The following is a 17,015-nucleotide window of genomic DNA, read 5'->3' as shown; positions in this document are numbered from 1 at the left end:
CGTCGCCGAGCGCCTCCAGGTCGGCCAGGGTCGTCTCTTCGGTCTTCACGGTCGGTCCTCGAAGGCTTCGTGCCGGGCGATGAGGGCTTCGGCGAAGGCGGTGTGGACGCGGAGGTACTCGTCGAGGCCCACCGCGGTCTCCGCCCACGCGTGCCACCGGACGTGCGCCTCGGCGATGTCGATGTCGGCGGCGGCGGCCACCGTCGCGGCGCCGGTGCCGGCGAGGATCGCGTGGTGCATAAGAGACGGCGACGAGGTCCGGGCGAGCTCCGCCAGCGCGGCGAGCCGGGTCAGCTCGGCGAGCGCGTCCGGCACGACCGGTCGGCGGCGCGGAACGGGGACGGGGTGGGCGTTCTCGAGAACGCTGGTCATCAAACGACTCCTGCATCGAAGAAGCTGAAGATCCTGGACGGCGGTCGGTTACCCCGCCTCACCCTTGGTAAACGCGCGCGCTCGTGATCTCCATCTCGCCGATCGGGTGGCAGGATTGTGAGCCTGATGACAGACGACGCCCTCGCGGCCCACGCCGCCGCCCTGATCTCGGCGAACGCCTACCTCACCCTCGGCACGACCGACGAGGACGGCGCTCCCTGGACGTCCCCGGTGTACTTCGCCCCGGCCGATGATCACACGTTCGTGTGGGTCTCGGAGACCGGCGCCCGGCACTCGCGCAATCTCGCCGAGCGCCCGCGGGTCAGCCTGGTCGTCTTCGACTCCACGGTCGCGCCGTACCACGGGCGAGCCGTCTACGCGGTGGGCGAGGCGCGGGAGCTGTCGGGGGAGGCGCTCGACCGCGCCTTGGTGAGCTATCCCCGCGGCGACGGCGACGGTGCTTCGGAACTGACGCTCGAAGACGTGTCCGGGGCGTCGCCCTACCGGCTGTACTCGGTGACCGCGTCGCGGATGTGGGTCCTGTGCCCGCGAGATCCCGGGCAGCCGTGCGACCTCCACGGCGAAGCCCGGGACCACCGGGTTCAGCTGTAGCGAACCTTCCCACGGCACTGTGGAATGCGCTCCGGCCGCACGCTCTCCAGCGTCGGCGTGACCGGGACGATCGTGCCGTCGCGGCGGAAGGTCAGCTTGTCGATCGTCGTCTCGCGGTGGGTGCCGTCGCCGCCCGGGATGCCGAAGCGGTGGTAGGCCAGGTACCAGTCGTCGGTGCCCGGGACCTGGAGCATCGAGCTGTGGCCGGTGCCGAGGATGCCCAGGTGGGTGGCCTTGCCCAGGATCAGCCCGTGGTTGGTGAACGGCCCGGCCGGCGACGGCGCCGTCGCGTAGCCGACGCGGTAGTCCTCGCTGCGGGTGTCGTCGATCGACCAGCTCAGGTAGTACGTGCCTTTCCGCTCGGCCATGAACAGGCCTTCGCGGAAGCCGTCCAGCCCGGTCAGGCGGGTGATCTTCGCCGGGTCGAACGACACCATGTCCTCGTTCAGCGGCACCACGTACGCGTTGCCGTTGCCCCAGTACAGGTACGGCTGCCCGGAGGCGTCGACGAACACCGCCGGGTCGATGGCCTGGCCGCCGTCGGGGTTCGTCGCGATCAGCGGCTTGCCCGAGTCGACGAACGGGCCGGTCGGCGAGTCGCTCACCGCGACCCCGATCTTGGCCTCGGCGCAGAAGTAGAAGTAATATTTGCCGTTCCGCTGGGCGATCGTCGGCGCCCAGGCGTTCTTGTCGGCCCAGCTCACGTCCGGGCCGAGGTCGAGGATGACGCCGTCGTCCGTCCAGTTCACCAGGTCCTTCGACGACCACGCCGAGAACTTCGTGCCGCTCCAGCCGTCGAAGCCGTCCGTCGTCGGGTACAGGTAGTACGTGTCCCCGAAGGCGACGATGTTCGGGTCGGCGTTGTAGCCCGGTAGCACCGGACTGCGCGTCTCGTGCGCCTCGATCGTCCACACGCGACGGTCACCGCCGGCACCGGTCACCGTGAACTGCCGAGGCCGGCTCAGGTCCACCGTCCGGGCGTCGGGCTTGATCGTGGCTCCCGGCGCCAGCCCGAACCGCGGGGACAGCCGGCGCAGATCCGTCCCCGGCTGCACCGGCAGGACGACAGTCGACGCGCCGGAGTCGATGACGGCCGGTGTCTTGAGCGAGGCCAGCTCCACCGACCGGATCGTCGTGCTGTTCGACGGCAGCGTCGCGACCTGGAGCCCGGTGAGGGCCCGGTCGTAGAGCCGCACGTCCTTCATCTTGCCGCGGAAGTACTTGTCGCCCGCGTACATCGAGCGGCCGAGGTAGTTCGCCGCCGTGACGCCGCCGCCGAGGTCCGACGGCTTGATCGTCGCGTTCGCGTTGCGGGCCACCTCGACGCCGTCGAGGTACAGCACCGCCACCCCGTCGCCGACGGTCAGCGTCAGGTTCTTCCAGACCCCGCGCGGCAGCCCGCCGCTCGAAGCCACCTGCTGCTCGGTCGTCCAGTTGCCGGTCGCGATCGCGCCGCGCAGGCCGCCGCTCGCGGTGCCGCCGGTGGTGAACAGGTAGCCGTCGCCGGCCCCGTCCTTCGCGGTGTTGCCCAGGCCCCACAGGAAGTACGGCGTCTGCTGGGCCGGGTCGACCAGGACGTCGGCGGACACGGTGGCCGCGGCGGCGCCGGTCAGCAGGTTGTTCGGCAGCTGGACGTGCCCGTTCGTGCCGCCGAAGGCCAGCGAACCGTCGGCCCAGGACACGTCGCCGGCGAGGGCGCCGTCGTAACCGTGGCCGGTGGTGTCGGCCGCGACCGGGCCCGACTTCGCGTCCAGCGGCCAGTGCGCGACGAGGCCGTTCGCGTCGGCCCGCACCGGCGCCGGGGGCGCGCTCAGCCGGCTCATCTCCGCCTGCGTGACCGGCAGGACGGTGCCGTGCCGCGGGGACGCGGGCAGGTGCGCGCCCGCCGACATCGTCCACCGGCCGGAGTTCAGGTCGGTGGACTCGAACGGGACGTAGCCCCGGCCGCCGAACTCGTCGATGAACACGTACCACTTGTTCTCGGTGTTGGACTTGAACCCGGTCGGTCCTTCGCCGGCCGAGAGCCCGGGGCTGGTGGCCGTCGCCTTGCCGATGCAGTCGGCGACGAAGCCGTAGTGCGGGTCGAGCAGGTCGGTGGACTTCTCCTCGGTGATGAACTTGCTGCACGGCGTCGACGACGTGTTGTTGCGTTCGTCCTTGGTGAAGCGGTAGTAGGTGTCCTGGTCCTTGATGACCGTCGAGTCGATCACCGAGTAGCCCGGGTCGTTCCACACCTGCGGCGCGCTGAAGCTGACGAAGTCGCGCGTGGTCGCGTACATCATCCGGTTGTAGCTGTCACCGGTGTGGTTCGGATCGTTCTCCGCGTACAGCTTCGAGGCCCAGTACACGACGTAGGTCCCGCGCCGGGCATCCCAGGAGGCTTCCGGTGCCCACGTGTTGCCCGCGGTGGGCGGCGACACCTGGACGCTGCGCTGGCGCGACCAGTGCGCCAGGTCGGTGGACTCCCAGACCATGATCGACCGGCTGCCGGAGCGCTGGGCGGCGTCCCAGCCGCGGCCGGCGTAGATCCGCAGGTCGGTGGCGAGCAGGTAGAACTTGTCGCCCTCGGGCGAACGCAGGATGAACGGGTCGCGCACACCCAGCTCGCCGAGGCTCGACTTGAGCACCGGCCGCCCGTTGTTCAGCTCGGTCCAGTTCAGCGGGTCGTTGCCCTTGCTCAGCGCCGAGTAGATCTGCTCTCCGTCGGACGTGCCTTCGCCGGTGAAGTAGAAGAAGCTGTAGCCCGCCAAGGGTTCCTGGGCCGGCTTCGGGACGACGGTGGCGGTGAACCGCCGCGTGGTGCTCTCGCGGCCGAGGCTGACCTTCGCGGTCAGGACGACTTTCGCGGGCTGAGCGCCGGTCGGTGGCCGGGTGACCTCGCCGGTCGGGGTGATGACGGCGGGAGCGGACGACGTCCAGGCGACGCTCGTGCCGCCCGCGCCGCCGGTCGGCAGGGTGAGGTTGCCGCGGACGTCGTCGATGCCGGGCACGGACAGCGTGCTCGCGGCATCTCGTACGGACGGCGAGGTACTGGCCGGGGGAGCGGCACCGGCACCGGCGGTGCCCAGAGGGACGAGGGCGGCCACGACGGCCAGCACGACGCCGAAACGGCGCGGGGAGAACAACTTCATCGTTGTCGATCCTTCGGGGCGCATCGGGGACCAAGGTGATGTTAGCGTTAACATCAAGCGGGGCACGCTGACTGTAAAGTCCGCGTGCCCGCCGGTCAAGACTCCGGTCGGCGGCCGGCGCCGGTCAGCCGAGGCCGTCGAACGCCGGTGCGAGCCGTTCCAGCACCTCGACGTCGGCGGTGAAGTCGTCCGTCGTCGGCGGCATGAGCAGGACGTGGTCCGCGCCCGCGGCGAGGTGTTCGCGCACCTTGGCCGCGATGGCGTCGTGCCCGCCGTGGGCCACGACGGCGTCGGCGATGCTCGAGAGATCGTCCGGCGCGAAACCCAAGCGGCGCAACGCGTTCGCGAACGTCGGGAGGTTCAGCGTACCCGAGATCTTCTCGATCGCCGCCGCCTTCGCGCGATCGGCGTCGGCGTCGGGGACCACCGCCAGGCCGACGACGAGCAGCTTGTCCGGGCCGAGCACCGAGCGGGCCTCGGCGGTGAACGCCGGGGGAAGGTTGGCCGGCAGCGCGCCGTCCGCGATCTCCCCCGCGAGGGCGAGCATCTTCGGGCCGTTCGCGCCGAGGAGCCGCGGGTACTTCGCCCCGGGCGCCGGCGGCCAGGTCTCCGCGTCCATCCGCCCGACGTAGTCGCGCATCGTGGCCAGGGGGCTGCCGAAGTCGCGGCCGGTGCTCTCGGCCTGCTGCGGGTAGCCGACGCCCACGCCGAGCACCAGCCGGTCGGGGTACGCGTCGGCCAGGAACGCCGCGCCGGCGTGCAGGGTCTGCGGTTCGCGGGCCCAGATGTTCGCGATGCCGGTGCCGAGCGTCAGCCGTTCGGTCGCGGCCAGCAGCACGGCCAGCTGGACGAGGGCGTCCTTGCCGCCGACGACTTCGTTGGTCCAGGCGGTCCGGTACCCGGCGTGCTCCAGCCGTCGCACGGCCTCGCGCTGGCTCTCGGCGGGCGGGGTGCGGGTGAACGAAATCGGCAGGTAGACGCCGACGGGCCCCAAAGTCGTCATGGAACTCCTTCTCAGACGGTGTGGTCCTTCCACCGTGGCGCCGCCGGGGGCGCGGGGTCCAATGACTGTTTCGCGCAGCGTGACGCAGTTTGCGCATCACAGCAGTTCAGAGGGTTAGACTGACGGCGTGTCCGACCTCGATCTGCACCTGGTGCGCGGCTTCGTCGTCGTCGCGGAGCACCGCCACTTCGGCCGCGCCGCCGCCGAGCTGCACCTCACGCAGTCGTCGCTGAGCCGCCAGATCGTGCGGCTGGAACAGCAGGTCGGCGCGCGTCTGCTCGATCGCACCCCGCAGGGCACGCGGCTCACCGAAGCCGGCGAGGCGTTCCTCCCGCTCGCCGCGGACCTGCTGCGGGCCGCGGCGCACGCGGTGGCCCACGCGCGGGCGGTCGCGCGGCCCAGCCGGATCACCGTCGGCTACACCGGGAACCTGATCGTCACGCCGGCCGTGCGCGACCTGCGTCGCCGTCACCCCGACGCCGAGGTGCGCACCCAGCACCTCGCCTGGGACGACGCCCGCGCGGCGCTGCTGGAGCACCGCGTCGACGTGGCGGTCGTCCGGCTGCCGCTGCGCGCGGCGGGGCTGCACGTGACGGTCCTCTACGACGAGCCCCGCGTGCTCCTGCTGCCGAGCGACCATCGCCTGGCGGGCAAGGAGTCCGTGACGCTCGACGACATCGCCGACGAGCCGCTGCCGCGCGCCCTCGACCCGGAGTGGGACGCGTTCTGGCGCGTCGACCCGCGTCCCGACGGCCGCCCGGCCCCCGGCGGCCCGCTCATCGACGCGATCGAGGACAAGATCGAGCTCGTGGCGAGCGGGCAGGCGGTGGCGATCATCCCGGCGGCGCCGGGGAACACCACCGGCTTCCGCCCGGACCTGACGATCGTGCCGCTGACGGGCGTCGAGCCGAGCCAGGTGGCGGTGGCGACGCGCGCGGGCGAGCGCAACCGGCTCGTGGCGGCGTTCCGCAAGGGCGCGGAGGCGTTGCTCGTGCGGCCGGAATGACGAATGCCGCGGAGCCATGAGGTGGCCCCGCGGCATCCTTTGTGGACGGTCGGGTCAGCGGGGCGCGGCGGACGTCCCGGCCGGCGTTCGCGAGGCCTGCCGCGCCCGCTTCCGCTCGATGGCTTCCTGTTCGCGCTGCAGTTTGGCGTGCCAAGCTCCTGAGTCGTTGGTCATGGCGTTCTCCGGTGAACGGGCGAGGTGCGGACGGTGCCGTGGCCGCGAGCGGGCACGGGCGGAGGGTGCGGTGCGGCGCAGGAGGACCTGGGATCCGGGGTGCCGGTACCGTGTCGCAGAAGTACCCAGGCTTTCCGGCGGTCAATCGGATTTCTGTCGTCCGACCTGCGGATCTTCGTGCCGGGGAAGCGTATTCACACGTTCGGAGCAAGCGAGGCCGTCGAGGAACACCCGCACCATGCGCTCCGCCGGTTCCCGTGGTGCCAGTCCCGACCGCAGTGCCGCCTCGTGCATTTCGAACAGCAGCGCCAGATCCGCCGGCTCCAGGTCCGCGCGCACGCTGCCTTCCCGTTGCGCCCGCTCGAAAGCCGGGCGCAGCAGCGAAACCAGGGCGTGGGCGTACTGGCGCTGGCTGCGCTCCGGCAGCTCGCGGAACAGCCGGACGAGCGGGCGCCGCCGGGCCTGCATCGCCAGCACCGCCCGCAGCAGCTCGCGAAAGGACTCCCGGCCCCGCACCTGAAGCTTCAACGCGGCCAGGTGGTGGGCCGCGACGGCGAGCGCCAGCGCCGTGCGGTCGGGGAAGTGCCGGTAGACCGTCGCCCGGCCGAGGCCGGCGCGGCGGGCCACCTCGTCCAGCGCCACGTCGGCGTCTTCGCTGAAGGCTTCGTCGGCCGCGCGCAGGATCGCCTCGCGGTTGCGGCGGGCGTCGACGCGCCGGGGCCCGGCCGCGGACGGTCGCACAGCGCGCATGGCCGAGGACATTACTCGCGAGTAGTGAGACCGGCAATCCGTTCCATCTCTCGGTTCGGGTTCGTACTGTCACCGAACGTCACCAACGCCGTCGAAGGAGCTCTCCATGCCCTCCCTGAACCGCCGAACCGTCCTGCGGGGCGCGGCCGCCGTCGCCGGTGCCGCCGCGCTCGGTGCGGGCCGGGTCCCGAGCACGCGGGAGGAGCACCGGGTCGTGATCATCGGCTCCGGGTTCGGCGGCGGGGTCACGGCGCTGCGGCTCGCCCAGGCCGGCGTCCCGGTGCTGGTGCTCGAGCGCGGCCGCCGCTGGCCGACCGGGCCCGACGCCGAGACGTTCCCGCACCCGACGTCGGCGCCCGACAAGCGGATCTTCTGGCTCGGCTCCGCGCCGGCCCTGCCCGGCCTGCCGTCGCTGCCGCCGTTCGAGCGCTACACCGGGCTGCTCGAACAGGTCACCGGCGAGGGCATGAGCATGATGTGCGCGGCGGGCGTCGGCGGCGGTTCGCTGGTCTACCAGGGCATGACGCTGCAGCCGACGGCCGAGCTGTTCCACGCCTGCTTCCCCGAGCAGCTCGACTACGCGCGGCTGGACGCCGAGTACTACCCGCGCGTCGCCGCCATGCTCGGCATCGCCACCGCGCCGGACGCCATCGTCGAGAGCAAGACGTACCAGGCGTCCCGGGTCTTCGCCCGCAACGCGCGGAACGCGGGCTATGCCGTCGAGAAGATCCCGATGCCGATCGACTGGGACTTCGCCCGGCGCGAGCTGGCCGGCGAGATGAAACCGTCCTACACCAACGGAGACTGCGCGCTCGGCGTGAACAACGGCGGCAAGCACTCGGTCGACGTCACCTACCTCGCCGCCGCCGAGGCCACCGGCCGCTGCACCGTCGCCACCCTGCACCACGTCACCGACGTCGCGCTCGCGCCCGACGGCCGCTGGGAGATCCGCGTCGACCGCATCGACACGTCCGGGACGGTGCTGGAGAAGAAGGTCCTCACGGCGAAGGCCCTCGTCATGGCCGCCGGCACGGCGAACACGACGCGGCTGCTGATGCGCGCGGGCGCGAAGGGCGACATCCCCGACCTGCCCGACGCCCTCGGCGCCGGCTGGGGCAGCAACGGCGACCGCATCTACACCTGGACGAACCTCGCCGACGACTTCGGCGCACCGCAGGGCGGCCCGGTCGTCTACGGCAGCAAGGAGTGGGACGACTCGGCGACGGCCAACACCGTCATCCAGGCGTCCCTGCCGCCGCTGCCGGACCTGCGGACCACGATGCTCGTCGGGTACGGCATCAGTGCGGGCCGCGGCCGGTTCGTCTACGACGCCACGAAGGACGACGCCGTCCTGCACTGGCCCTCGAACGCCGACGCGAAGCTCAGTGCCCGCATCCACGAACGCATCTCCCGCATCGCCGGCCCGCTCGGCGTGCTGCTCGACACGACCGCTCTCGCGCCCAGCACCTGGCACCCGCTCGGCGGCGCCGCGATGGGCGCGGTCTGTGACCTCGAGGGCCGCGTCCTCGGCCACCGCGGCCTCTACGTGCTCGACGGCGCCCTGATGCCCGGGACGACCGCCGCCTGCAACCCGTCGATGACCATCGCCGCCGTCGCCGAGCGGGCGCTGGACCACCTGATCGCCGAAGACGTCGACCGCGTCTTCTGACCGAAGCCGGACTCAACGAGGAGTTCTCATGCGTCGCTTGTGGACGGTCCTGCTGGCCGTTCTCCTGGTATCCACCATGGCCGGCCCGGCGAACGCCGCGGAGCCACCGCGCGGCCCGGACGGCGACGCCTTCTACACGCCGCCGAGCCCGCTGCCGCCGGGCGCCGACGGTGACGTCGTCTGGTGGCGGCCACTGCCGGACTCCGCCGGCACGCAGGGGTATCTGGTGCTGTACCGGTCGAGGTCCGCGACGGACACGCCGATCGCGGTGTCGGGCCGCGTCCTGGTGCCGTCGAAACCGTGGACCGGCGCGGGTCCGCGCCCGATCGTGTCGGTGGCCAGCGGCACCCGCGGCATCGGCGACCGCTGCGCGCCGTCGAAGTTCCAGCCCGACTACGAGAAGCCGCTGTTCGTCGACGCGATGCTGAGCCGCGGCTGGGCGGTGGCGATCACCGACTACGAAGGTCTCGGGACCCCCGGCCTGCACACCTACATCGTCGGCCGGTCCGAGGGCCACACGGTGATCGACGCGGCCCGCGCGGCGACCCGGCTCCCGGCCGCGGGCCTGGCCGCCGGGGGACCGGTCGCGTTCTCCGGCTACTCGCAAGGCGGCGGGGGAGCGGCGTGGGCGGGCGAGCTGGCGCCGTCGTACGCGCCGGAGCTGAAGGTCGCCGGCATCACGGCCGGCGGGACGCCCGCGGACCTGAACGTCGTGGCCCAGGGCCTCGAGGGCAGCGTCGGCTTCGGGTTCCTCCTGCTGTCGGCGCTGGGCCTGGACGCGGCGTACCCCGAGCTGGACCTGCCCGCGTACCTCAACGAGCGCGGGCGCACGCTGTACGCGACGCAGCAGGACGCGTGCGTCGACGCCGTGTTCGGCTACGCCTTCGGGCACATCGCCGACTACACGACCTCGAACCCGCTGACGACCCCGAAGTGGCAGGCCCGGCTGGCCGAGAACGAGCTGGGCACCCGCCCGCCGGAGGCGCCGGTCTTCCTGTTCCACGGCAGCCTCGACGAGATCATCCCGCTGTCCCAGGCCCGGACACTGCGCCGCGAGTACTGCGCGGCCGGGGTGGACGTCACGTGGGGCACGTACCTCGGCGAGCACGTGACGACGCTGGCGGTGTCCGCCGGCGACGTCGTGAACTACCTGGGCGACCGGTTCGCGGGCAAGCCGGCGCGCTCCAACTGCTGAGCGATTTCGTCCTTGGGGTACGGCGTCCGCCGGTCTGCGGTGTGGAGAGCGAAGTAGAAGTCGTTGACGACCTCGGCCAGCGGGGCGTAGCCGCGCAGATCGGTGTCGTCGAGCTGGTGCCGCACGGCCCAGTTCAGCAGGCGGGTCAGCACGTAGGCCCGGTCGTGCGCGGAGTGCTCGGCGAGGAACTCCGCTTCGGCCTCGGAAAGCGTGAACTCCGGCATCACCGTGAGCCCGAAGTCCGTCAGGTAGAGCCGTTCCCCGTCGGTGAGGATGTTCGCGAAGTGCGCGTCGAAGTGCTGAACACCCTTCCCGGCCAGGAACTCGGTGATGCCGCGCAGGTCGCGGTGGGCCAGGGCCAGGCCGCCCGGGTTGCCGTCGAGCCACTGCGCGAGGTCCTGCGGCAGGTACTCGAGGAACAGCACGAGGTCGGTGGTGGCGCCGGCGAGCGCTTCGAGCCGTCGCCGCACCCCCGCGTCGCCGTGCCAGAACGCGACGTCCCGCTCGATGTCCGTGCCGGGGCGCGACACCCCGGGCAGGACGCGCCAGTGGTGCAGGAGCGGGAAGTTTTCGCACTGCCCGGTGCTTACCCAGCCGGTCGTCGCGAGGTGCGCTTCCAGTTCACGCCAGGCCCCGCCGCCCGCGGACCCGACCCCGTAGTGCGACCACGGCGGCAGCCCGTAGAGGTCGGCCGTCGACCCTTCGTGCCGCACCTCCACGTCGGTGAGGGCGACCCGCTTCACGAAGACGGGCTCGCCCGCCACGGTCAGCAGCCACGTCGAGCCGCCGATCCCGGTGCCGAGCGGGCGCGCGCCGGCCAGGAGGCTGTCCGGCGCCGAGGCCAGCGCGGCGGCGATCTTGTCGTGGCGGGCGAGTCGGGTCATCCTTCGAAGCTACTCAAGGACGGACCACCGTGAGGGCGAACCGCGTCCGGCCGCTCGCCGCGTGGTCGAGGGCGGCACCGATCTCGTCGAGACCGAACTCGGTGACGACGAACTGGCCGAGGTCCAGCAACCCGGCGCGGGCCAGGGCGATCAGGCTCGCGTTCGCCGTCCGCGGGGCCAGCCACTGCCCGCGCAGCGTGACGCCGTTGCGCATCAGCCACGGGTAGGGCAGCGCGAGGTCGTCGCCGCCGAGCATGCCGACGCCGCCCATCAGCACGACCCGGCCCCGCTCGCGGACCGCCATCGCCGCGGCTCGCACGGGCGCGGTGCTCGCCGACGGCGGCAGCAGGTCCAGGACGACGTCGATCGGGCCCGCTTCGCGCAGGCGGGCCGTGTCGTCGTCGCCGGTGAGCCGCACAGTCCGGACGCGGGCGCCGAACCGGCGTTCGAGGTCCGCCAGCGCCGTCTCGTTCCGGCCCGGAGCCACGACACGGGCCGCGCCCATGGCGAGCGCGACCGCCACTCCCGCGCTCCCGAAGTTCCCGGTGGCGCCGCTGACCAGCACGGTCTCGCCCGGCCGCAGGTCCGCGGCGAGCAGGCCGCCGTACGGGACGAGGCAGAGGCTGAGCGCGGTCCAGCGGCCGGCTTCGGCGGGGTCGATCGGGCCGAGCGGGATCGCGTTCTCGGTCGGGACCAGCACCTGCTGGGCGTACGAGCCGTGGCCGTAGTGGCGCTGCAGGAACAGGCCGCCGTCGCCGCGGGCACTCAGGCCCTGGAGCGTGATGTCGGGGGTGAGTGCGTCGTCGCGGGAGCGGATCGCCGGGTCGCACAGCACCCAGTCGCCGGGGGCGAGCCGGGTCGCGTCCGGGCCGGTCGCGCGGACCCGGCCGACCGCGCCCGCGCCGGGCACCACCGGCAGCGTCAGCAGGTAGTTCCGCTCCCCGCGGAACACCTCCGCGGCGTAAGGCAGCACTCCGGCCGCGACGACGTCGACCAGCACTTCGCCGGTTCCGAGCACCGGCGCGGGGATCTCGCGCACCGACAGGGGTTTGCCGAACTCTTCAAGGATCGCGGCTCTCATGTCCCGATCTTCGAAGAACCGGGCACGCTCAACCAGGCCTGGTATCATCCTAGGATTGTCGAGTCTTACGGAGGTTTTCGTGCCGGAGGCGAACCGGGCCGGGCTGGGGGAGTTCCTGCGGTCCCGGCGGGAGCGGCTGAGCCCGGCGGCGCTCGGGCTGCCCGACCGGCGCCGCCGCCGGACACCCGGGCTGCGCCGCGAAGAGGTCGCCGAGCTGGCCGGCATCGGGGTCGACTGGTACGTCCGGCTCGAGCAGGGCCGCACGGTCAGCCCGTCGTCCTCGACGATCGAGGCGCTCGCGGGCGCCCTGCGGCTCGACGACGCCGAACGCGCCCACCTGCGGGCGCTGGCCCGGAACCCGGCCCGGACCGCGTTCGCCCGCGAGAAGGTGCCCGAAGCCACGCGCCGGCTCGTCGAGGGCCTGACCGAGCCGGCGTACGTCACCGGCCGCCGCTGGGACGTGCTCGCGTGGAACCGCGCCGCGGCCGAGCTCGTCACCGACTTCGGCGCGGTGCCCGAAGCCGATCGGAACATCCTGGTCTTCCTGCTGCTCGACGAGCGGGCGCGGCGCCTGTTCGGCGCCGGCTGGGCCGCGCAGGGCGAGCACGTGGTGGCGCAGTTCCGCGCCGCGCACGACCTGTGGGCCGGCGATCCCGCCTTCACCGAGCTGGCCGAGCGGCTGCGTGCCGGCTGCCCGGAGTTCGCGGCGTGGTGGAACCGCCACGACGTCGTCCACAGTGGACCCGGCCGGAAGCGGGTGTTCCTACCGGGGCCGCAGGAGTTCGACTACGCGACCTTCCAGGCGGTCGAGGACCCGGAGCTGCGTCTGACGATCTACGCGCCCACCAGCGGCAGGTAGACCTCGTCGACGATCTCGACGAGCACGTCGTCGTCCACTGTGGTCAGTCCGCGGGTGAGGAACTCGTTGCGCAGCAGCACGAGTGCCACGGTGGCGACGCGCGGGTGCCGGGCTCCGGGACGGGCTTCGCCGCGCGCGACGGCCCTCTCGACGATCTCGAGCCACGCCTTCGCGCCGCCCTCGGCAGCCTGTTCGTACAGCTGTTCCCGGAGTTCCGGTTCGTCGCCGACGCCGGTCAGGAGACCGCGCAGGATCCGGGCGGCGGGGGAGGTCTGGCCGCAGTTGATCGCACGCAGCAGGGTCAGCGCGTCCTCGCGGAGGTCGCCAATGTCGGGCGGCTTGAGGGTGTCCTCGGCGACGTGGCGATAGGCGGCGACGCCGAGCGCGGCACGGTTCGGCCAGCGGCGGTAGATCGCGTTCTTGTTGGTGCCGGCCCGCAGCGCGACCCGTTCCATGGTCAGGCCGGGGTAGCCGGCCTCGGCGAGCTCGTCCGCGGCGGCGCGCAGGATCGCCTCTTCCAGCTCGGCACCGCGACGGCGGGTCTTCTCGGCCATGGACCGCAGTGTACAACTTTAGGGTACGGTACGGACCGTACCCTAAATTCTGGAGGGCAAGTGCGAGCCAAGGGCATCGGCTACGACACCGGCTTGGAGCGCGACGGCCGGTTCAACCGCCCGTTCGACCCGGACCTGGTCCGCCGCGAGCTGACGATCATCCGCGACGACCTGCACTGCACGGCGGTCCGGCTGATCGGCACCGACCTGGACCGGCTCGAGCACGCCGCTCGCGAAGCGGCCGCGCTGGGGCTGGAGGTGTGGTTCTCGCCGTTCCCCTGGGACCGCACCCAGGACGAGATCCTCGCGCTGCTGACCGACGGCGCCGCGCGGGCGGAACGGCTCCGGGCGGCGGGAGCCGAGATCGTGTTCGTCACCGGCGCCGAGCTGAGCCTGTTCAACCACGGCTTCCTGCCGGGCGGCGGCATCGAAGAACGCGTGGCCGGCCTGCTGGCGTCGCGGGAGCTCGTCGCCGGGCTTCCACCGCGCGTCAACGACTTCCTGGACCGCGCGGTGTCGGCGGTCCGGGCTCGCTTCGGCGGCCGCGTCACGTACGCGGCGGTACCGCTGGAAGGCGTCGACTGGGCGCCGTTCGACATCGTGTCGGTGGACGCGCACCGCTCGAAGGAGGTCGCGCACGTGTACCGGGACGGCATCCGCACGCTGGTGGCGGCGGGCAAGCCGGTGGCGATCACGGAGTTCGGCGTGACCCCGTACCGCGGTGCGGCCGACCTCGGCGCCCGCTGCGGCGAGATCCTGGAGTACGAGGACACGGTCCCGGTCCGGTTGAAGGGGGAGTACGTCCGCGACGAGGAGGAGCAGGCCCGGTACTTCCGCGAGCTGCTGGAGATCTTCACGACGGAGGGCGTCGACGCGGCTTTCGCCTGCACGTTCGTGTGTTACGGGCTGGTCCACCGGGCCGATCCCCGGGTGGACCTGGACATGGCGAGCTGGGGCGTGGTGAAGGTGCTGGAGGACGGGACGGGGGAGACGTACGACGGCGTCCCGTGGGAGCCGAAGGCGGCGTTCGGTGCCTTGGCGGCCTGCTACGCCTGAGCCAGGAACGCCACCATCGGTCCGGGAGGCTTAGCCATCGGATGAATCGTCGACCAAGTGTGGAGACACCTTGCCAATCGGTGCCGGAAAGCGCTAACTTCGGAGTGCTAGACATCGGATGTCCAGCCCGGTTTGCCGGGTCCGTCCGCCGACCGATGTGCACCCCTGCCGAACGCTCGTCAGGAAGGACACACCGACGATGCCGGAATTCCCCCGCAGGATGGCCCTCGCCCTGGTCGTCCCGATCATGCTGTGCACGGCGCTGCCCGCCCAGGCGGCCCCGCTGTGGCACCCCGACCCCGCCACCGACGGCCTCAAGGCCTACGAGGGCATCGAGGCCGACCGCGGCAACCACCACCCCGACCGCAAGTACGTCGTGGTCGAGGGCGACCACTACCGCTTCAACATCTGGAAGGACGACCGCGACACCACCGGCGGCGGCGACCGCCAGCGCACCGAGTCCAAGGGCATGGTCCAGAGCGGCACCACGCTGAAGATGCACGACGGCGAGACCTGGACGCTCTCCTACGAGATGTACATCCCGGGCACCCTGCACGGGACCAGCAAGTTCACCCACATCTTCCAGACCAAGACCCCGTCCACCAACGGCGGCCCGTGGGTGACGCTCGACCTGACTCGCAGCGGCAGCAAGGAGATGCTCAACGCTCGCGCGTACGCCAACTCGGGGTCGCCCAGCATCGCGGCCACCGATCTTTCGCCGCTGCGGAACAAGTGGATCACCATCGAATGGACGTTCACGCCGGGCTCGAAGGGCAAGGCGTCGTGCGTCATCCGCAACGGCACCGGGACCGGTGCGCCGGTCGCCGCGCAGGGCAGCATGTCGAGCGTGAACATCCCCGACCAGGGTGACTACGTGCGCCCGAAGTGGGGGATCTACCGCTCGGTCGAGAGCGCGTCGTCCGACATCCTGGACACCTACCTGCTGTTCCGGAACTACACGGCCTCGCGCAAGTAGGGTGCGCTCGCGCGCGACCAGGGTGACACTGGCGCCATGGAGGTCGTCGACGGGTACTACGGCACACGCCACCCGTCGACGACCGCGCGCTACCCCGCGCCACCCCCGCTGCGACGCGGTCCGGTGCTGGTCACGGCCGCTTTCGCCGCACTCGGCGGTGCCCTGATCCCGGCTGCCTCGCTCGCCGCGCTCTGGCGGGTCTGGCAGTTCTACGCGATGCTGTTCGGCCTGTTCGCCGCCGTCGAGCTCGTCGCTTTCTTCGCGGTCCTCGGGTGGCCGACCCGCAAGACCACCCGGGCCGGCGCGCTCGTCGCGGCCGCGAGTCTCGCGTTGTGGGTGGCGAGCCGGCCGCTCGGGCTGCTGACGCGGTTGGACCCCTGGCAGCCGGCGGACACCGTCGTCGGGTTCACCGACTACGCCGCGGCAGCGCTGCAGGTCATCGCGGTCTTCGGCTTCCTGATCGCGAGGCGGCGGCGGGCGCACCCGCGGCCGTCGACGGCGCGGCGCGTGTCGGCGTGGATCGTGCTGTTCCCGGTGCTGCTGCTGGTGCTCGCGACCGGCGCGGCGGGAACGGTCGCGGCGGGCGACAACGTCACCGGCAGGACGACGTCGACGCTGCTCGACGGCAGCACGGTCGAGTACTGCCGTCCGGACGGGATTCCGCTGGTCATGGACATCGCCCGCCCGCGCCCGGACGCCAGGGCCGCCCCGGTGGCGCTGGTCCTGCACGGCGGCGGGCTCGTCGTCGGCAACCGCAAGCCGTCCGGCCCGGGCGCGCTGCTCGCCGGGTCCCGGCTCGTCCCCCTGCGCGACGCCCTGACGGCGCGGGGGTTCGCGGTCGCGTCGATCGACTACCGCCTGGCACCCGCGGCGCGCTGGCCGGCGCCGCTGACGGACGCGAGGTGCGCGGTCCGGTTCCTCAAGACCAACGCGACGGCGCTGAACGTCGACCCGGCACGGATCACGGCGGTGGGCACGGGAACGGGCGGCACGCTGGCGTCGCTGCTGGGCGTGGCCAGGGATCCGGACAGCGCGGTCCGGGCGGTGGCGGCGCTGGACGCGCCGGCCGAGTTCGCCTTCACGGGACAGGACCCGCTCACCCGTGCCTCGATCCTGCTGGCCCTGGGCCGCAACCCGGCAACGCTGCGCGAGGCGAGCCCACTGGCGTACGCCGGCGCGGGCGCACCACCGTTCTTGATCGCGGGCGGCCGCAAGTCGGCGGAGTTCGCGGACCACCTGCGCGCGTCAGCGGTCCCGGTGACGACCGGCGCGGGCGAGCCGGCCGAGGTGGCCGACTTCCTGGCCGCCACACTGGGGTCATGACCACGAACGGCCCGGCCCGCGCCGAGATCCACTGGCTGCTGACCCCGGACATCGAGCCGGAGTCGTACGTCCCGGAAGACCCGGAGCGGTTCGTGTTCCTGGTCCAGATGCTCGCCGGGCCCGCGGGCGAGCAGGGCGAGGAGTCGTTCGAGTTCTTGGTCTGCAGCCCGGGCTGGCTGGGCGAGCGGGCGCGGAGCAAGCCGATCTCGGGCCGTCACCACGTGATCGTCGACCGCTTCGACTGGCCGGCGCTCCTGACCTACTTCGACGATCTCGTCGCGAGGTGCACCGGCAAGGACTGGTCCGAGGTCGCCGAGAAGCTGAGCCGCTCTCGGAGTTCGAGGACTACCGCGCCTGACGTGCGGTAGCT

The 17,015-nt window shown here is 72.2% G+C and carries 16 protein-coding genes; 9 read left to right on the top strand and 7 right to left on the bottom strand.

The genetic code is table 11. From position 1 onward, the window contains the following. Positions 1–45: 45 nt before the first annotated feature. Positions 46–372: a hypothetical protein gene (locus ACZ7PG_RS01245; protein WP_470237075.1), complete on the bottom strand. Its 327-nt coding sequence runs from the start codon at positions 370–372 to the stop codon at positions 46–48. A gap of 126 nt (positions 373–498) precedes the next feature. Here ACZ7PG_RS01245 and ACZ7PG_RS01240 point away from each other — a divergent pair, with 126 nt between their 5' ends. Beyond that, positions 499–984 (top strand): pyridoxamine 5'-phosphate oxidase family protein, encoded by a 486-nt coding sequence (locus ACZ7PG_RS01240; protein WP_470237074.1) that lies wholly within the window; start codon positions 499–501, stop codon positions 982–984. Here ACZ7PG_RS01240 and ACZ7PG_RS01235 read toward each other — a convergent pair. Together ACZ7PG_RS01235 and ACZ7PG_RS01230 are read right to left on the bottom strand one after the other, a co-directional pair. Next, positions 975–4,115 carry a family 43 glycosylhydrolase gene (locus ACZ7PG_RS01235; RefSeq protein WP_470237073.1) on the bottom strand — a complete coding sequence of 1,047 codons (3,141 nt, stop codon included), beginning with the start codon at positions 4,113–4,115 and terminating at the stop codon, positions 975–977. The genes ACZ7PG_RS01240 and ACZ7PG_RS01235 overlap by 10 nt on opposite strands. A gap of 124 nt (positions 4,116–4,239) precedes the next feature. Continuing rightward, positions 4,240–5,118 (bottom strand): TIGR03620 family F420-dependent LLM class oxidoreductase, encoded by an 879-nt coding sequence (locus tag ACZ7PG_RS01230; protein ID WP_470237072.1) that lies wholly within the window; start codon positions 5,116–5,118, stop codon positions 4,240–4,242. 127 nt (positions 5,119–5,245) lie between these two features. Here ACZ7PG_RS01230 and ACZ7PG_RS01225 point away from each other — a divergent pair, with 127 nt between their 5' ends. Beyond that, entirely contained in the window at positions 5,246–6,124 is an 879-nt protein-coding gene (locus tag ACZ7PG_RS01225; RefSeq protein ID WP_470237071.1) for a LysR family transcriptional regulator, read from the top strand. Positions 6,125–6,439: 315 nt separating this feature from the next. Here ACZ7PG_RS01225 and ACZ7PG_RS01220 read toward each other — a convergent pair whose 3' ends face one another. Next, positions 6,440–7,048, bottom strand: a complete 609-nt coding sequence (locus ACZ7PG_RS01220) for a TetR/AcrR family transcriptional regulator (RefSeq protein ID WP_470237070.1) — start codon at positions 7,046–7,048, stop codon at positions 6,440–6,442. A gap of 106 nt (positions 7,049–7,154) precedes the next feature. Here ACZ7PG_RS01220 and ACZ7PG_RS01215 point away from each other — a divergent pair, with 106 nt between their 5' ends. Both ACZ7PG_RS01215 and ACZ7PG_RS01210 read left to right on the top strand, forming a co-directional pair. Then, complete coding sequence (locus ACZ7PG_RS01215) at positions 7,155–8,717, top strand: GMC oxidoreductase (protein ID WP_470237069.1); 1,563 nt, start codon at positions 7,155–7,157, stop codon at positions 8,715–8,717. Positions 8,718–8,745: 28 nt separating this feature from the next. Further along, positions 8,746–9,912 carry a lipase family protein gene (locus tag ACZ7PG_RS01210; RefSeq protein ID WP_470237068.1) on the top strand — a complete coding sequence of 389 codons (1,167 nt, stop codon included), beginning with the start codon at positions 8,746–8,748 and terminating at the stop codon, positions 9,910–9,912. Here ACZ7PG_RS01210 and ACZ7PG_RS01205 read toward each other — a convergent pair. Both ACZ7PG_RS01205 and ACZ7PG_RS01200 read right to left on the bottom strand, forming a co-directional pair. Then, on the bottom strand, positions 9,864–10,796 hold the full coding sequence (locus ACZ7PG_RS01205; protein WP_470237067.1) for a hypothetical protein: 933 nt from the start codon (positions 10,794–10,796) through the stop codon (positions 9,864–9,866). The genes ACZ7PG_RS01210 and ACZ7PG_RS01205 overlap by 49 nt on opposite strands. A gap of 13 nt (positions 10,797–10,809) precedes the next feature. After that, positions 10,810–11,877, bottom strand: a complete 1,068-nt coding sequence (locus ACZ7PG_RS01200; RefSeq protein WP_470237066.1) for an alcohol dehydrogenase catalytic domain-containing protein — start codon at positions 11,875–11,877, stop codon at positions 10,810–10,812. 79 nt (positions 11,878–11,956) lie between these two features. Here ACZ7PG_RS01200 and ACZ7PG_RS01195 point away from each other — a divergent pair, with 79 nt between their 5' ends. Further along, positions 11,957–12,736: a helix-turn-helix transcriptional regulator gene (locus ACZ7PG_RS01195; RefSeq protein WP_470237065.1), complete on the top strand. Its 780-nt coding sequence runs from the start codon at positions 11,957–11,959 to the stop codon at positions 12,734–12,736. Here ACZ7PG_RS01195 and ACZ7PG_RS01190 read toward each other — a convergent pair. Beyond that, a complete protein-coding gene (locus ACZ7PG_RS01190) occupies positions 12,712–13,290 on the bottom strand; it encodes a TetR/AcrR family transcriptional regulator (RefSeq protein ID WP_470237064.1) in 579 nt (192 codons plus the stop codon). The two genes, ACZ7PG_RS01195 and ACZ7PG_RS01190, sit on opposite strands and share 25 nt — an antisense overlap. A 60-nt stretch (positions 13,291–13,350) precedes the next feature. Here ACZ7PG_RS01190 and ACZ7PG_RS01185 point away from each other — a divergent pair, with 60 nt between their 5' ends. The 4 genes from ACZ7PG_RS01185 to ACZ7PG_RS01170 all read left to right on the top strand — a co-directional run bounded on the left by ACZ7PG_RS01185 (position 13,351) and on the right by ACZ7PG_RS01170 (position 17,013). Continuing rightward, positions 13,351–14,346: a hypothetical protein gene (locus ACZ7PG_RS01185; protein ID WP_470237063.1), complete on the top strand. Its 996-nt coding sequence runs from the start codon at positions 13,351–13,353 to the stop codon at positions 14,344–14,346. 199 nt (positions 14,347–14,545) lie between these two features. Beyond that, positions 14,546–15,322: a hypothetical protein gene (locus ACZ7PG_RS01180; RefSeq protein ID WP_470237062.1), complete on the top strand. Its 777-nt coding sequence runs from the start codon at positions 14,546–14,548 to the stop codon at positions 15,320–15,322. A gap of 36 nt (positions 15,323–15,358) precedes the next feature. After that, entirely contained in the window at positions 15,359–16,645 is a 1,287-nt protein-coding gene (locus ACZ7PG_RS01175; protein WP_470237061.1) for an alpha/beta hydrolase fold domain-containing protein, read from the top strand. Next, a complete protein-coding gene (locus ACZ7PG_RS01170) occupies positions 16,642–17,013 on the top strand; it encodes an Imm8 family immunity protein (RefSeq protein ID WP_470237060.1) in 372 nt (123 codons plus the stop codon). The genes ACZ7PG_RS01175 and ACZ7PG_RS01170 overlap by 4 nt, the downstream gene beginning before the upstream one ends. The last annotated feature ends 2 nt before the right edge of the window (positions 17,014–17,015 follow it).

It is taken from the genome of Amycolatopsis sp. NPDC114504, assembly GCF_055633595.1.
The sequence above is the reverse complement of the archived record's forward strand: the minus strand, read 5'-3'. Positions and strand labels throughout refer to the sequence as shown.

What these genes read in the sequence shown, in the direction of transcription:
- ACZ7PG_RS01245 (WP_470237075.1), bottom strand. Translation starts at nt 372, where the DNA reads ATGACCAGCGTTCTCGAGAACGCCCACCCCGTCCCCGTTCCGCGCCGC.
- ACZ7PG_RS01240 (WP_470237074.1), top strand. Translation starts at nt 499, where the DNA reads ATGACAGACGACGCCCTCGCGGCCCACGCCGCCGCCCTGATCTCGGCG.
- ACZ7PG_RS01235 (WP_470237073.1), bottom strand. Translation starts at nt 4,115, where the DNA reads ATGAAGTTGTTCTCCCCGCGCCGTTTCGGCGTCGTGCTGGCCGTCGTG.
- ACZ7PG_RS01230 (WP_470237072.1), bottom strand. Translation starts at nt 5,118, where the DNA reads ATGACGACTTTGGGGCCCGTCGGCGTCTACCTGCCGATTTCGTTCACC.
- ACZ7PG_RS01220 (WP_470237070.1), bottom strand. Translation starts at nt 7,048, where the DNA reads ATGCGCGCTGTGCGACCGTCCGCGGCCGGGCCCCGGCGCGTCGACGCC.
- ACZ7PG_RS01215 (WP_470237069.1), top strand. Translation starts at nt 7,155, where the DNA reads ATGCCCTCCCTGAACCGCCGAACCGTCCTGCGGGGCGCGGCCGCCGTC.
- ACZ7PG_RS01210 (WP_470237068.1), top strand. Translation starts at nt 8,746, where the DNA reads ATGCGTCGCTTGTGGACGGTCCTGCTGGCCGTTCTCCTGGTATCCACC.
- ACZ7PG_RS01205 (WP_470237067.1), bottom strand. Translation starts at nt 10,796, where the DNA reads ATGACCCGACTCGCCCGCCACGACAAGATCGCCGCCGCGCTGGCCTCG.
- ACZ7PG_RS01200 (WP_470237066.1), bottom strand. Translation starts at nt 11,877, where the DNA reads ATGAGAGCCGCGATCCTTGAAGAGTTCGGCAAACCCCTGTCGGTGCGC.
- ACZ7PG_RS01190 (WP_470237064.1), bottom strand. Translation starts at nt 13,290, where the DNA reads ATGGCCGAGAAGACCCGCCGTCGCGGTGCCGAGCTGGAAGAGGCGATC.
- ACZ7PG_RS01180 (WP_470237062.1), top strand. Translation starts at nt 14,546, where the DNA reads ATGCCGGAATTCCCCCGCAGGATGGCCCTCGCCCTGGTCGTCCCGATC.
- ACZ7PG_RS01175 (WP_470237061.1), top strand. Translation starts at nt 15,359, where the DNA reads ATGGAGGTCGTCGACGGGTACTACGGCACACGCCACCCGTCGACGACC.
- ACZ7PG_RS01170 (WP_470237060.1), top strand. Translation starts at nt 16,642, where the DNA reads ATGACCACGAACGGCCCGGCCCGCGCCGAGATCCACTGGCTGCTGACC.